Below are 13,412 nucleotides of genomic sequence, written 5' to 3' on the forward strand. Positions count from 1 at the left end.
ATAAAATCATACCGGGATGCGCAGTACGGTTTTCAGGCGCTCTGGCTTTGCCCGGCGTGGGTCGGAGAGATAGATTTCATGGTGCTTCTGCTCCCAGCCCGGGCGGCGGGACAGGCCCTCGGTTTCCATAAAGGCGGCCAGCTCATCAAAGGATCGTCCCTCGTCCGCATAAGGGCCTACGTGCATAATCTGGACGCATTCTCCCTCGTCAAAGGTCTGGAACCGGACCCCCTCAAAATCTATCTCTGGCTTTTTCTCCCTGCTCTCCAAGAGCACTGCTTCGTACAGCGCAGGCGTTACAAATTCCGGCTGGCGGATCATGGACGTCCACTGCCAGTCATCACGATTGTCCGAAACACCCCACCACAGGCCTTCCAAAGGCGGCACAACATATTCAAAATAACCCTCTGGCAGATCGCCTGACATTTTTTTCATCTTAATGCCAAAACTGAGAGCGTACAGCGCGCTGAGCGCATTCTGATAACAGGCGCTTTCTGGCGCACCAGCGCCATCCACCATTATAAAAGCAATCTCCGGCACCGTTATCCTGCCAGGCTTCTTTCCAGGCATGTATAAATCCTTGTATTCTTTTTTATAATCCATCTTAGAAACAGTCATCTGAGTGTCCTCCTGTTTTTTCTTATCCTTAGAATAACATCTCCCGCGCAGGGGAAGGTCAAGCTTTTTTAATGTATTTTTGGTTTCCTGCAGGGCTTTGTGCTATAATTTTAAAAAGCATTATCATAAGAAGGAGGCTTTTAAAATGATTTGTCATTCTCAGGATGCTGAGACATCCGGTATTTTGCACGTTGCCCAGGGCATGTGCGTGGCTGCCCGTACAGCGCCAAAAGCCCGCGGCATTGACCACATTGATTCCTGTTACCTGACCGGCGAGGAAAAAGAAGCGCTGGCCGCCGAAATGGACCGCCTTGGCCGTGAGCAGGATCTCGCGTTTTTTATCCGTGACGCTGAAAACGTGCGAAACAGCGCCGCCGTGGTACTCGTCGGCACCTGTATTTCCCAGCGGGGCCTGAACGAGGCCTGCCAATACTGTAACCACCAGAACTGTGCCGAGTGTGCCCGTAAAAACGGGCTCTGCGCCTTTGATCCCATGGATCTTGGCATTGCCCTTGGTTCTGCTGTGGGCGTGGCATCGGCGGCCCATGTGGACAACCGTATCATGTTTTCTATGGGTAAAGCGGCCATTTCTCTGGGATATTTAGATAAAAAAACAACCATGGTGCTGGGGATTCCGCTTTCCGCCAAGGGAAAATCACCTTATTTTGACCGGGGCTAGGCCATGAAAGCAGCGGCCATTATTCGTATAATGCAGCTGGTTTGCCTGCTCCTCATGCTGGCAAGCCTTTATTTCAAAGCGACATTACCTTTGATCGTCGCGACCATTATCATGGTTATCTGCGTCGCACTGAGCTTTTATTTAAGCGCTAAACAAAAACCATGAAAGCAGCGGGACAGCTTATCCGTCGGATGGGCTGTCCTTTTTTCATGGCTACGCCATTTTAATATCAAAGACCGCAATCTCGGGCACAGCGCCGAGGCGGGCTGGAATCTGGGTACAGCCGATGCCTTTGTTAACGTACAGCTCCGTGCTGTTCTCAGGGTCGATGGTGTAAAATCCGCGGATATATTTCTTTCCGAGGTCTGTCGTCACAGTGGGTAGCAGCGGCAGGCGGATCTGCCCGCCGTGGGTGTGGCCGGAGAGAACCAGATCCACACCGGTTCCCTGCAGGCGGTCCGCGCCGTCGGGCTCGTGCATGAGAATGATCTGATAATCACTGCCTGCTGTCCCCCGAACGGTCTGTTTTATATCCGGTTCTCCATAGAGCAGATCATCGGTGCCGCCAATGGCGAGGGTCCTGCCTTTCCCAGCCGGAAGGATGACCGCCTCGTTTTCCAGCAGTATAAAGCCTGCCCGCTCCAAAACCGGCGCGTACCATCTTGCCATTTTGGTGCAGTCGTGATTGCCCCAGACCGCAAATTTTCCCAGGCGGGCTTCAAGCGCCGCCAGCGGCTCCGCTGCGTCTTCACGCCGGTAACGGATAAAGCGGTCATACAGGTCTCCAGTGAAGACCACCACGTCGGGCGAGAGCCGGTTCACCTTACGCACCAGGCGGGCAACCTTGCGCCTGGGATAAAAAGGGCCGATATGAATATCCGTGAGCTGGACGACCCGCAGTCTTGTCTGCCCGGCGCCCATCTCATATTTTTTAACCGCCAGGCGGTTCGGTTCCACAAGGATACTGTAAGCCGCCAGCAGTCCGAGTCCTCCAAACGCGGTCATGATTGTTTTTTTCATCTGTTCTCAAATCCTTTCAGGTCATCATTTCTCAGAGGTAAGGTACAAACAATGCCGAAAAGTCCATCGAAAGACCTTTCGGCATTTTCTGTATGTGATGTGAAGCTTATTGTAACGGATGATGCTTAAATTATTCAAAAGAAGGGCTCTGATGTGCTGTCAAAGAAGCGCCGCTGCCCGAGACTGCACCTTTTATCCAGATAAGAAAAAAGGTCCAGGCGCTGTAAACAACGGCCAGGAATCGTGCCGAGCGGCCTGCACAGCCGGACACCAGCGGGATAAAACATCCACTTTAGTGAATCACATAACAATGTGAGGATGGTAACCGCAGGACACTTTTTTCTTCCTTAGGTAAAAGGCTTCGTCTCTCAAGTTTTTTGACAGCCTGTCTGGATAAAAGACAGAGCTTCGGCGCCCTTACACCTGCGCTTCCTCCTCTGACGCCTCTCTGACAATATAAACCGGGCGCTCCTTAACCTCCAGGTAGGTTTTGGCCAGATACTGGCCGAGAATCCCAACGCACAGCAGCTGAATGCCGCCGATAAAGATCACGATACAGGCCATGGAGGGCCACCCAAAGGCAGAGCCGCCGTAGAGCAGCTGACGGACGATGATAAATAAAATGGCGATAACCGCCACGCCGCAGAGGGCAATGCCGCTGAAGGAGGCCAGCGCCAGGGGCGCAACGGAAAAAGCAGTGATGCCCTCCATCGAGTATTTGAACAGCTTCCAGACCGACCACTTGGTCTCTCCGGCCGCGCGTTTAATGTTTTCGTACTCCAGCCACTTGGTCTTAAAGCCCACCCAGCCAAAAATGCCCTTTGAGAAACGGTTGTACTCAGTCACGCTGAGGATCGCCTCGACGACCTGCCGGGTCATCATCCGGTAATCCCGGGCGCCGTCCACAATGTCGGCATTGGATATCCGGCGCATGATCCCATAAAACCGTCTGGCCAGAAAGGAGCGGATCTTCGGCTCGCCTTTGCGGCTCACCCGCCGGGCTGCCGCGCAGTCATAGCCTTCCTCGGTAATGGCGTCATACATTGGCTTCAGATAGTCTGGCGGGTCCTGCAGATCGGCGTCCATCAGAGCAACCAGCCCGCCTTTGGCGTGCCTGAGGCCTGCGTAGATGGCAGCCTCCTTACCAAAATTACGCGAGAAGGACAGGTACCGCACACGACGGTCATGTTTTGCAAACCCCTGGATCACGGCAAGGGTGCTGTCCGCGGAGCCGTCGTCCACAAACAGAAACTCGAAGGCTTCGGACTTCTTAAAGGATGCGGCCACCTCACAGACAGCCTCATAAAAGGCTGGAAGCACCGCTTCCTCATTATAACAGGGAACCACAATGGTGATTAAGCCCATGACATTCTTCCTTTCCAGGTTACTTTTCATTCATTATAACATGAATGAGCCAGCAATTATCTTTAATTTCTGATACAAAAAATACAGAAAAGTCCAGATTTCAGACTTTTCTGTATTAATTGTACATCCTTATTTCAGCAGAACACTGCCGCAGTAAGGACAGATACTCCGCCGGCAGCTGACCTGTTCACCGCACACAATGCAGACCACCTCTGACTCGCCGGATTTATCATACTTTTCTGGAATCTCATGGCCGTAATGGTGCCGTACCCGGTCTCCTTCCTTAAAGTAGCCAGTCAGATCAATCTCCTTCACGCCTTTAAAGACATAGGTCCGGTTTTTTGCGCCTTTTTGGATCACAAAGGTGTGAAAGCTGTAAAGCCGTTTGGAGTCTGGCACACCAGGATCGCGGGCCACACGGCGCTCAACGCGCAGCAGCCTGCCGTCAAAGGTTTTATCCTCGTCAAAAAAACTTCCTTTGGCATAGTATTTCTCCCCTTTCTGGGAAAACCCCAGGGAGCGTTCTTTTTTCATTTACTTGCACCTCCCATCCTTATTATTCCGTTACGGTGAATAAGCAGACAGCGGAAAAGTCCTGCCTCCCCGCTGTCATAAGAAAGTCCAAATAAAAAAGCTGTGCAGGGCAGACATCCCCATACACAGCTAAAAAGATTCTTCTTCTTAAAAATGCTAACACAAACAAAAGCCTACTTAAATAGTTGGACGAATCCCTTGTTTTTGGAACCCAAATCATCTATAATAAGTAATGCGGTACGTGCCTCCTGAGGCCGTTGTGTATGGTGGGTCTACACCTTGCGCAAGCCGGATTAGTGGTGCGAACACTTTTCCGGATGCCGCATTTTTTATTCAGTTTTCTACCCTTTATTATAAACTGCTTTCGCCTTTTGCGCAATCTCTTTATTTAAAATCCTAAATTTTGTGCAACCGGCAAAATCGCCCTTCAAACTTCGTCTACTCCTTGCGCCGGCTCTGGAATTTTCCCGACAGGGTTGCTCTCTGCAGCACATGCCCTGCCATCACCTCGAGCAGCTCTGCCCGATGGCTTTCTGGCGGCAGGCTGATCTCACAGTCCAGCACATAGGCGGTAAAGGTATAGGTATGAACGGCTTTAAACGGCGGTTTCGGCCCTTTGTAGGCATGTCTGCCGTAGGCCATGCCCTGCACCGCACCGTCCAGGCTGTCCACGATCTTCCCTGGCGGTATACTGCCTGGAATTTCTGCCTGCACAGGCAGGTTCCAGATAACCCAGTGGTTATAATTTTTAAATAAAGGGTGGGACGCGTCGTCCATCGTGATGGCCAGTGACCTGGCCTCTGGTGCGATTCCTTCCAGGGTCAGGGCTGGAGAACGATTTTCACCTCTGGCCGAATTTTTCCTGGAAATCCATCCTCCTGCCTCAAAATCTCTGCTGCTCAATTTTAATGCTTCCATCAGTAATCCTCCAATCATCTTGCTGACCCCATTATACGCTGTTTTACTTTTTATTTTCTTTTATAAACCTGAATGACCTTTTCTTTCTTCTCCTTCTGGGGTACACTAATAATAATTCCAAAGGAGGCCATCATGAAAAAGAAAGCACCCATACCCGATAATTTCACTGAAGAATACATTGCTGTCGGCGGCATTGAGGAGTATACCCTTCACTATACCGCCGCGCCCGAGCTGCCAGTCCTGCTCTTTGTCCACGGCGGCCCTGGCTCCTCCGAGGCTTATTTCGCCTACGTGATGGAGGAAATTTTCTCTGACCTGTGCACCGTAGTCCACTACGACCAGCGCGGAACCGGAAAAACCTTTATGCGCAACCCCGGCGCGGCTCCTGATCTTCAAAACCTCATGAGCGATTTGCACGAAACCGTTGAAGTGCTGAAGGCGCGTTATCAGAAAGACAAGCTCTTTATCCTCGGGCATTCCTGGGGAACAGTGCTCGGCGCGCTCTACGCTCTGGAGCACCCTGAAAATGTGGCAGCCTATATCGGCGTGGGCCAGCTGGTGGACGTGGTCGAAAACGAACAGGCTGGTTACGACACGCTTAAGCGCGCGGTGATCCGCTCTGGCAACAGCCGTGACATCCAAAAGCTTCGCCATATCGGCCCATACCCAGAGCGTCCCTTTGATGAGGTCATGCTCCGCAAAATGACCAAGATCAGCGCCCTGAAGCAGAAATACTTTCCGGACGGCAAAACCGGGGACATCATTAAATCCGCGCTCAAAAGCCCTATTTTCAAGCCATCGGATATTCTCGGACTGGTCCAGAGCAATAAGCTCAACGCTGCGCTGCTGGTTTCTGTGAGCAATTTCACCCTCTACGACTACAGCCATGACTACAAGGTGCCCGTCTACTTCATCTCCGGCGACCGTGATATGACCACCCCGGCCAGCGAGGCACAGAAATACCTGAAGCGCCTCACTGCCCCGGCCAAAAAAGAATTCCTGATCAAAAATGCCGGCCACACCCCCATGTTCGACGATCCCAAGGCCTTTAAAGAGGCCATAGCTGAGATTATCAAAAAATAAATTCACCGGATTCCCCATACAAAATCTCCTAATATCTTGCTAAAGGTTTTTTGTCCATAACTATGCTATAATTATGTCACAACTACAAAGGAGGTCGCAATTATGCCTGAAATCCGACCCATCAGGGATCTGAGAAATACAACTGAAATTTCCAAACTTTGTCATGAAACCGGAGAACCGGTCTACATTACCAAAAACGGTTATGGCGATATGGTCATTATGAGCATGGACACCTACGAGCGGGATTTGGCCATCGCACAGCTTTACCGGAAGCTGGCCGAAGCAGAGACCGATATTGCCGAAGGCCGAGTTGAGGATGCGGGCGCTGTCTTTGACCATCTTCGGGATAAATACCATTATGGCCAGTGAGTACACGCTGTCCATTACAGCCCATGCCATAGAAGATTTAAATAAAATCTACGAATATCTCGCAAACAGCCAGCAGGATCCTGTCGCCGCAAAGCGGACGATGCAAAAAATCGAGGAAGCTTTTTTAAACCTCAGCACCCTGCCCGAACGATTCAAAAAACTGGAGGACCCTTTTCTGAAATTAAAGGGCTACCGCAAGCGCGTGGTGCATCCCTATGTTCTTGTTTACCAGATCGATAATACGACAGACACAGTCTACCTCGCCCGGGTTTTTCATAAGTCCATGAACTATTTTAAATATCTGTGACTCCCCATACAAATAATGCCGAAAAGTCAAAGCATCCGACTTTCCGGCATTTTTTGTATCCTGAATCACAGCCAGCCTACACCGGCGCGATGACCTTGTTCTTAATGGTGAGCCCGCGGCCCAGCACACGCTTGAATTTTTTGCCGCATTCGCTGATGATCATATCCGCAAAGACGGAGTGGGTCGTGGTCAGCACCATCATCTCAACCACATCGTCCTTAATATTACAGTCAATGTCCTTCACGATGCCGTCCATGCTACGGTCCAGATACTCGGCGATCTGGAGGAAAAGGCTGAGCTTGTCGATGAGGCGCTTATCCTCCTCGCACAGCAGCGTCATGTATTCTGCCTCGACCTTGACCTTTTTGTTGGTCCGGTGGTTCAGGGCAATAAAAGCGCTCATGAGCAGTTCCTTTTGCAGCAGCCCCTCAAGCCCGGAGTTCAGAATCAGGTAAAAGCTGTGCTCGTGGTGGTTGCTGTACTGGATTTTGATGCCCACATCGTGGAGCATGGCGCTGGTTTTCATCATTCTGGACACATCCTCCTGGATGCCGTGCAGCGGCGCAAGCTGTTCAAACAGCTTTACGGACAGCCCGTACACGTGGTAAGCATGGGGAATGTTGACGTCGTAGTTGAGCATGGTGTTGACAAGAGAATTGTCAAAAATGTTATGGACAAGATCCTCTGGTCCATTGCCGAAATGCTTGAAAATCAGGCCATCCCGCAGACCGGCGTCTGAGATGATCAGCTCCGGTGAGAAAATGGTCTGCATGACCTTATAAACCGCCTGGCTGGCACCCACAAAAATATCGGTCCGGCCCTTGGACAGCCCCTTGAGGTTTTTGCGTTCCTCCAGGTTCATCTTCGCGGTCATATGGCAGATTCTGGCAACCTCGTCCTCGCACATACGGTAATTATGGGCGATTTCCAGAGGATAGTCGACCACCCGGCGATGGATACGGCCGATGTTCCGAATGGTGCCGCCCACGCCCAGCACCGGCAGCCCTCTGGCCTTTTCAAACAGATCGACCTTGGAAAAGGCGTCCTCTAAAAAGGCGTGCAGGCTCTTAAGCTTGCCCGGTGTCGCCACATCCTCCAGCCCAAATTTTTCCGTCAGGTCAATGGAACCAAAGGGCAGGCTCACCGCGTCTGCCATTTTGCGGTCACGGATGAGGACAAACTCGACGCTGCCGCCGCCGATATCCATGAGCAGCGCGTCGCGGATGTCGATGGTGTTGATGGCGCCTAAATAATCCATGGCGGCCTCCGTCTCACCGGGGATGATCTCAATCTCAATGCCAGTGGTTTTCCGGATAAGATCGACAAAAATCGGCCCGTTCTTCGCTTTCCGCACTGCCGCTGTGGCAACGGCGATCACCTTGTCCAGCTTGTAGGTATCGCACATGCTTTTAAACATCATGAGGGTCTGTTCCCCCAGCGCCATGCGGTCCTCCCGCAGGCAGCCGGTTTCAGACAGCCCCTCGCACAGGCGCACGTTTACCTTGACATCGTCAATAATGTGAAAATATTCGTTGTTGTGATATTCCCCCACCACCAGATGCACACTGTTTGAGCCAATATCAATGACTCCAATACTTTTATCCACAGTTATTCAAATGGAAAATGCAAAATGGAAAATTAAGGTTCAAACCGACTGAGCCGGTTTGATTATAATCAAATTTGCAAAGCAAATTTGAACCAGAATTTTCCATTTTCACTTTTACATTTTCCATTTACTCCCCCTTTCTCTATTGAACACTTTATCTTAATCTTATCAATCACCGCTGCCTTGCTTCAACCGCTGCTTCAGCCGGGCTTCCTCAAACTGCTGTTCGGCCTCTTCACAGAAGTACTGCTGACAGCTTAACAGTTCCTTGCCCCGCTTGTCAACCCGGATATACTCGCCGGTTTCGGTCATCACACGGGTTTTGATGGTATCGCGCAGCGTGATGTCCAGTATGTGCTTCAGCTCAGCCTTCAGATCTGGGTCCTCCACTGGAAACAGGGTCTCGATACGGCGGTTCAGATTCCGCTGCATCCAGTCCGCGCTGGAAAGATAGAGTTCCTCCTTGCCCTGATTATAAAAATAGTAGATGCGGCTGTGTTCCAGAAAGGTGCCCACAATACTGTGGACTGTGATGTTTTCACTCACACCCCGTATCCCAGGGATCAGGGAGCACATACCTCTGACAATCAGGCGTATCTCGACACCGGCCTGGGAGGCCTCGTACAGCTTTTCCACGATCTGGTCGTCGATCAGCGAATTCATCTTGGCGATAATCCGGCCGCGCACCCCCAGCTTCACATTCTCGATCTCTCTGTCAATGTGACGGTTAAAGGCTTCACGCATGGTTGTGGGCGCTACCTCCAGCTTTTTCCAGAGGGTGTAATGGCTGTAGCCAGACAGCACGTTAAACAGAGTGGAAACATCCGAGCCGTAGCTCTCCTTGGCGGTGAACATCCCGATGTCGGTGTAGAGCCGGGCGGTCACGTCATTGTAGTTACCGGTACCCAGATGCACATAGCGGCGGATACCATCCTCTTCCTTGCGCACCACCAGAATCATTTTGCAGTGGATTTTCAGCCCCACCAGGCCGTAGATGACATGGCAGCCCGCCCGCTCCAGCTTCTTCGCCCAGACGATGTTGTTGGCTTCGTCAAAACGGGCCTTCAGCTCAACCAGCACAGTGACCTGCTTGCCGTTCTGGGCGGCCTCGATGAGAGCAGCGATGATGGGCGAATCGCCGCTGACGCGGTAAAGGGTCTGTTTGATGGCCAGCACATCCGGGTCCGCGGCGGCCTTTCTCACAAAATCGACCACGGTGTCAAAAGACTGGTATGGATGGTGCAGGAGGCGGTCCTTCTCGCGGATCACCTCAAAGATATCCTCCTGCTCGTAAAAATCTCTGGACGGCAGCGGCTTGTAGATGGGCTCGCGCAGCTCGTCAAACTCTGGCCGTCCCTGGAATTTCATGAAGCAGGTCAGGTCCAGCTGTCCCTTGAGCTCATAGACATCTGCCTCTGAGATTTCCAGCTCCTCGATGAGCTTCCGCTTGGCTTTTTTGCTCATGGCTTTTGTGATTTCCAGCTTGATACAGGCGCCCCATTTGCGCTGCTGGATGGATTTTTCAATCTCGATCAGCAGATCCTCTGCCTCATCCTCGTCAATGGCAAGGTCACCGTTTCGGGTGATACGGAACTCGGAGACATGCTTGACGTCATAGCCGGTAAAAAGCTGTCCGGCGTTGTGGATAATAATATTCTCGATGAAGATATAGCGGTAGGGCGCTTCACGGTCCGTCCTCGGCAGGGCGATGATCCGGTCCAGCACCTTTGGAATTTCCAGAATCGCCATGTATTCCTCATCCTCTTTGCTTTCCTTCTTCTTTTTCTTTTTGTCCTCCTGGGTGTCCAGAAGCTGGACGCAGAGGTATACCTGGTTGTTTTTGACCAGCGGGAAGGGGCGGCTGTTGTCGATGGCCTGAGGCGTGAGCACCGGGTAACAGGTTTCCAGAAAATAGTCGTCCACATATTCCCGTTCCTCGCCTTCCAGCTCGTCATACTCTACAAAAAAGATATGATTCTGGTTCAGCTCAGGCACCAGGGATTTCAGCAGGCAGTTGTACTGCCTTTTCATCATCTCCTGGGTGATGGTGTTGATCTCTGCCAGCTGCTCGGTGGGCGTTTTGCCGTCCAGGCCTTTCTTGTTATAGCCGACATTGACCTGATCCATGAGACCGGCGATACGCACCATAAAAAACTCGTCCAGGTTGGAGGCTGTGATCGCCAGAAATTTCAGCCGGTCCATGATCATGTTGGTCTTGTCATAGGCCTCCTCCAGTACCCGGTAATTAAAATCGAGCCAGCTTCTTTCTCGGTTAATGTATAAATTTTCTTTCATATTTTTTCCCTCTTGATTTTTAACACTGGCTTCAGGCCAAAGACCTTGCGCATGGCCAGCTTGCTGGTATTAAAGAAATAGCTTTCCAGCTGTACGTTTTTGCTTGTAACCGCGGTGATAATGAATTCCCGCTCCTCGATCCGGCACTGTATTTTACTGATCTTCTGCTTATGGCTTTTATCCAGAGCGGTGGCCAGCTTCAAAATGGCGGTGAGACATGAAATAGCCAGCTGTTCCTCAGCCGTCATGGATTTGTCCAGCAGGGATTCGTCAAAGGGGATGGTCCGGACGCAGTCCGCCACTGTCCCAATGATGAGGCGTTCCTTTGCGCTCACCCCGATAATATCCGCGTTCTCAATGATCATACGGTTCATGGGCTTGCTGTTCTGTCCGCCCACATAACGCCCCACGTCCAGAAGCTGGGCGGTGAGCCTGAGCAGACGGCGTTCTTTTTTATCCAGCTGGTAACGCTTTTTCAGGAAGTCAAAAAGCTTGAGCGCCAGCTTTTCAACGGTCTCGGCGTGCTTGCCATCCACGTGGTATTTTTTTCCAAGCATCCGGGCCGAGCTGTAGCTGCTCTCCTCAATCCATTCCCGCAGGCGCTGGTCCTTGGTCAGATTGAACTTGAAATCCAACAGCGCATCACATAGGTTAAGCTGTACCAGGACGATTTCATCCATTTTGGTATCGTCCAGCAGCTTCAGATAAAACATCAGAGTGTGCCGCATGGTTTCCGCCTCAAACAGGTTAAGCTCGGGATATTTCCTCTGAAGCTGTCCGGAGGTCAGCCCTTTAAGGCTTTCGTGCAGCTCCACAAAGCGCTCCCGGCTGATCCGGTAATAATCGCTCCCAGCTTCCATGCCGCAGAAACAGGCAATGATCTCGGCGTCGTGGGAGGTGACCACCAGATTTTCGATCTTCCGCTTGTGGATATTATCTGTCACAGTATGGAGATTGATGGCGAAAAAATCCGAGAGGAGGTTTTCAAAGTTTTCGGTTTCCTCCTCGATGGCGCGCAGAACCTCGCGGATCTTCAGATACCCCATCTCAAGGGTCTGGTAATAGTCGATGAAGCCGCCGTTCATCAGAGCGAGGGCGATGTTTCCGCTGGAAATGGAGCAGAGCATTGTCTCCTCCTGCACCCGTTCCTCGGTCAGGAAATCTTCGCATTTGAGCAGCATATAGCGGTAGATCAGCTCAATCTCGTCTTCCTTTTCCAGCAGGTGTACCCGGTAGCCGCCAGTGTAAGTTCTTATCTGCTCCAGCAGATAAATCCGGTTTTCTGCCTCGCGCAGCGCGGCGGTGGCTACGATTTCAATCTCTTCGACAGCCGAAGCTCTGGCGATCTCAATATATTCGCCGATAATCCGGCACAGGGCGTAGACCGAGCTGAAGGATATCTTCCCGCTGGCAAAGCTCTGCTCGCCAAAGTCAATGGGATAGACGGCACGGTCCAGGATATTAATGGTTCCTTTGCCGCGCTGGCCTACCACCAGCTCACATTTGCTGGAACCGATATAAATCGCTGCAAATCGTTTAATCAAGGAGGTTTCACCTCTTTCGTTTTTATTTAATATTATAGCATAAGAAGCTTTTTCGAATGTTAAATCTTTGAAAAAATTTCTTTTTTCGCTCCGCCGGTTATGATAGAATTGATGGAACAAACGCTTTAAAGCATTCTCGTAAAGGAGGGCATGTCTGTGCTCGGTACCATCATCAATGTCGCCGCCATCTTAGTGGGCGGTTTTTTAGGACTTATTTTCAGAAAGGGGCTGCCTGAACGCATCAGCACCACCATCACCCACGGGCTCAGCCTTGGCATCATGATGCTGGGGATTTCCATGGGCGTCCAGACGCAGAATTTTCTCATCGTTCTGATTTCACTGGCTCTCGGGGCTGTGATCGGCGAAGCTTTAAATATTGAGGGGCACCTTAACAGCCTTGGCGGACGTCTTGAACGGAAATTTGAGGGCGGCGAGAACAGCAGCTTTGCTCAGGGCTTTGTCACCGCTTCTCTTCTGTACTGTACAGGTTCAATGGCGATCATGGGCGCCATTGAAGGCGGGATTTCCGGCACCTACACCATTCTGGTGACCAAAGCGCTGCTGGACGGCATTTTTGCCATTATCTTTGCTTCCACGATGGGTGTCGGCGTTCTCTTTGCCGCTGTGCCCGTGCTTCTTTATCAGGGCGCCATCACGCTGGCCGCAGGCACAATCAAGGTCTTTTTAACTGATCCGATGATCACAGAGATGAACGCTGTCGGCGGCGTGCTCATCATGGGTATTGGCATCAACCTGCTGGAGATCAAATCACTCCGTCTCGGCAATTTGATCCCTGCTATCTTTATACCCATTTTGCTGCTCTGGCTCATGAGCTGCTTCGGATTTTCTTTATAAAATAAAAAAGCAAAACGGACAGGTCAAATAAGGGGGATTGCCTGTCCGCTTTGCTCTTTAGATATATTTATATGAGGGATGAGGAGTCGCTTTAAGGACTTCTCCTGAGTTTTCACAACTACTTTATTTTCTGTCAGTGTCGCAGCAGAACCCGCAGGGAGCGCCGACACTGTGTTTATTTTCTTTACCAAATACAAACATTATGCTTACCTCCTAATG

At 51.1% G+C, this 13,412-nt stretch carries 15 protein-coding genes; 6 read left to right on the top strand and 9 right to left on the bottom strand.

The genetic code is table 11. The features are described 5' to 3' along the window. Positions 1–6 precede the first annotated feature (6 nt). Entirely contained in the window at positions 7–618 is a 612-nt protein-coding gene (locus B2M23_RS01965) for a GyrI-like domain-containing protein (protein WP_038351078.1), read from the bottom strand. 145 nt (positions 619–763) lie between these two features. Between B2M23_RS01965 and B2M23_RS01970 the strand changes: the two genes are divergently transcribed. Both B2M23_RS01970 and B2M23_RS21065 read left to right on the top strand, forming a co-directional pair. Beyond that, the gene (locus tag B2M23_RS01970) at positions 764–1,297 is read left to right on the top strand and encodes a ferredoxin domain-containing protein (RefSeq protein WP_038351079.1); all 534 of its coding nucleotides are present in this window, start codon (positions 764–766) and stop codon (positions 1,295–1,297) included. 3 nt (positions 1,298–1,300) lie between these two features. After that, positions 1,301–1,462 carry a hypothetical protein gene (locus tag B2M23_RS21065; protein ID WP_167617729.1) on the top strand — a complete coding sequence of 54 codons (162 nt, stop codon included), beginning with the start codon at positions 1,301–1,303 and terminating at the stop codon, positions 1,460–1,462. Positions 1,463–1,510: 48 nt separating this feature from the next. On the opposite strand, the gene B2M23_RS01975 is transcribed toward B2M23_RS21065, so the two are convergent. The 4 genes from B2M23_RS01975 to B2M23_RS01990 form a co-directional block, all read right to left on the bottom strand. Then, the gene (locus tag B2M23_RS01975; protein ID WP_038351080.1) at positions 1,511–2,317 is read right to left on the bottom strand and encodes a metallophosphoesterase; all 807 of its coding nucleotides are present in this window, start codon (positions 2,315–2,317) and stop codon (positions 1,511–1,513) included. A 417-nt stretch (positions 2,318–2,734) separates the two neighbouring features. Continuing rightward, positions 2,735–3,682, bottom strand: a complete 948-nt coding sequence (locus tag B2M23_RS01980; RefSeq protein ID WP_038351081.1) for a glycosyltransferase family 2 protein — start codon at positions 3,680–3,682, stop codon at positions 2,735–2,737. 129 nt (positions 3,683–3,811) lie between these two features. Further along, a complete protein-coding gene (locus tag B2M23_RS01985; RefSeq protein WP_038351082.1) occupies positions 3,812–4,216 on the bottom strand; it encodes a hypothetical protein in 405 nt (134 codons plus the stop codon). Between the two features lie 438 nt (positions 4,217–4,654). Then, positions 4,655–5,134 (bottom strand): YbhB/YbcL family Raf kinase inhibitor-like protein, encoded by a 480-nt coding sequence (locus tag B2M23_RS01990; RefSeq protein WP_038351083.1) that lies wholly within the window; start codon positions 5,132–5,134, stop codon positions 4,655–4,657. Between the two features lie 132 nt (positions 5,135–5,266). Here B2M23_RS01990 and B2M23_RS01995 point away from each other — a divergent pair, with 132 nt between their 5' ends. The 3 genes from B2M23_RS01995 (at position 5,267) to B2M23_RS02005 (ending at position 6,893) form a co-directional block, all read left to right on the top strand. Next, on the top strand, positions 5,267–6,217 hold the full coding sequence (locus tag B2M23_RS01995; RefSeq protein WP_038351084.1) for an alpha/beta fold hydrolase: 951 nt from the start codon (positions 5,267–5,269) through the stop codon (positions 6,215–6,217). Between the two features lie 102 nt (positions 6,218–6,319). Continuing rightward, positions 6,320–6,586 carry a type II toxin-antitoxin system Phd/YefM family antitoxin gene (locus tag B2M23_RS02000; protein WP_038351085.1) on the top strand — a complete coding sequence of 89 codons (267 nt, stop codon included), beginning with the start codon at positions 6,320–6,322 and terminating at the stop codon, positions 6,584–6,586. Further along, entirely contained in the window at positions 6,576–6,893 is a 318-nt protein-coding gene (locus B2M23_RS02005) for a type II toxin-antitoxin system RelE/ParE family toxin (RefSeq protein WP_038351086.1), read from the top strand. Before B2M23_RS02000 ends, B2M23_RS02005 begins: the two co-directional genes overlap by 11 nt. A gap of 76 nt (positions 6,894–6,969) precedes the next feature. On the opposite strand, the gene B2M23_RS02010 is transcribed toward B2M23_RS02005, so the two are convergent. Genes B2M23_RS02010 through B2M23_RS02020 form a run of 4 tightly spaced genes read right to left on the bottom strand, consistent with a single transcriptional unit; the run spans position 6,970 to position 12,338 of the window. Next, the gene (locus B2M23_RS02010) at positions 6,970–8,499 is read right to left on the bottom strand and encodes a Ppx/GppA phosphatase family protein (RefSeq protein WP_038351087.1); all 1,530 of its coding nucleotides are present in this window, start codon (positions 8,497–8,499) and stop codon (positions 6,970–6,972) included. Further along, positions 8,492–8,626, bottom strand: a complete 135-nt coding sequence (locus tag B2M23_RS21645) for a hypothetical protein (protein ID WP_278286444.1) — start codon at positions 8,624–8,626, stop codon at positions 8,492–8,494. Before B2M23_RS21645 ends, B2M23_RS02010 begins: the two co-directional genes overlap by 8 nt. 41 nt (positions 8,627–8,667) lie before the next feature. Continuing rightward, positions 8,668–10,794 carry an RNA degradosome polyphosphate kinase gene (locus B2M23_RS02015; RefSeq protein ID WP_038351088.1) on the bottom strand — a complete coding sequence of 709 codons (2,127 nt, stop codon included), beginning with the start codon at positions 10,792–10,794 and terminating at the stop codon, positions 8,668–8,670. Beyond that, on the bottom strand, positions 10,791–12,338 hold the full coding sequence (locus tag B2M23_RS02020) for a Ppx/GppA phosphatase family protein (RefSeq protein WP_242945863.1): 1,548 nt from the start codon (positions 12,336–12,338) through the stop codon (positions 10,791–10,793). Before B2M23_RS02020 ends, B2M23_RS02015 begins: the two co-directional genes overlap by 4 nt. A gap of 150 nt (positions 12,339–12,488) precedes the next feature. Between B2M23_RS02020 and B2M23_RS02025 the strand changes: the two genes are divergently transcribed. Continuing rightward, complete coding sequence (locus B2M23_RS02025) at positions 12,489–13,193, top strand: DUF554 domain-containing protein (RefSeq protein ID WP_013382562.1); 705 nt, start codon at positions 12,489–12,491, stop codon at positions 13,191–13,193. Positions 13,194–13,412: the final 219 nt, after the last annotated feature.

Source organism: Eubacterium limosum (assembly GCF_000807675.2).
In the GTDB taxonomy this organism is placed as follows: Bacteria; Bacillota; Clostridia; order Eubacteriales; family Eubacteriaceae; genus Eubacterium; species Eubacterium limosum.

Bases quoted from the DNA above. Each gene is read 5' to 3' on its own strand.
- B2M23_RS01965 (WP_038351078.1), bottom strand. From the start codon at position 618: ATGACTGTTTCTAAGATGGATTATAAAAAAGAATACAAGGATTTATAC.
- B2M23_RS01970 (WP_038351079.1), top strand. From the start codon at position 764: ATGATTTGTCATTCTCAGGATGCTGAGACATCCGGTATTTTGCACGTT.
- B2M23_RS21065 (WP_167617729.1), top strand. From the start codon at position 1,301: ATGAAAGCAGCGGCCATTATTCGTATAATGCAGCTGGTTTGCCTGCTC.
- B2M23_RS01975 (WP_038351080.1), bottom strand. From the start codon at position 2,317: ATGAAAAAAACAATCATGACCGCGTTTGGAGGACTCGGACTGCTGGCG.
- B2M23_RS01980 (WP_038351081.1), bottom strand. From the start codon at position 3,682: ATGGGCTTAATCACCATTGTGGTTCCCTGTTATAATGAGGAAGCGGTG.
- B2M23_RS01985 (WP_038351082.1), bottom strand. From the start codon at position 4,216: ATGAAAAAAGAACGCTCCCTGGGGTTTTCCCAGAAAGGGGAGAAATAC.
- B2M23_RS01990 (WP_038351083.1), bottom strand. From the start codon at position 5,134: ATGGAAGCATTAAAATTGAGCAGCAGAGATTTTGAGGCAGGAGGATGG.
- B2M23_RS01995 (WP_038351084.1), top strand. From the start codon at position 5,267: ATGAAAAAGAAAGCACCCATACCCGATAATTTCACTGAAGAATACATT.
- B2M23_RS02000 (WP_038351085.1), top strand. From the start codon at position 6,320: ATGCCTGAAATCCGACCCATCAGGGATCTGAGAAATACAACTGAAATT.
- B2M23_RS02005 (WP_038351086.1), top strand. From the start codon at position 6,576: ATGGCCAGTGAGTACACGCTGTCCATTACAGCCCATGCCATAGAAGAT.
- B2M23_RS21645 (WP_278286444.1), bottom strand. From the start codon at position 8,626: ATGGAAAATGTAAAAGTGAAAATGGAAAATTCTGGTTCAAATTTGCTT.
- B2M23_RS02015 (WP_038351088.1), bottom strand. From the start codon at position 10,794: ATGAAAGAAAATTTATACATTAACCGAGAAAGAAGCTGGCTCGATTTT.
- B2M23_RS02025 (WP_013382562.1), top strand. From the start codon at position 12,489: ATGTCTGTGCTCGGTACCATCATCAATGTCGCCGCCATCTTAGTGGGC.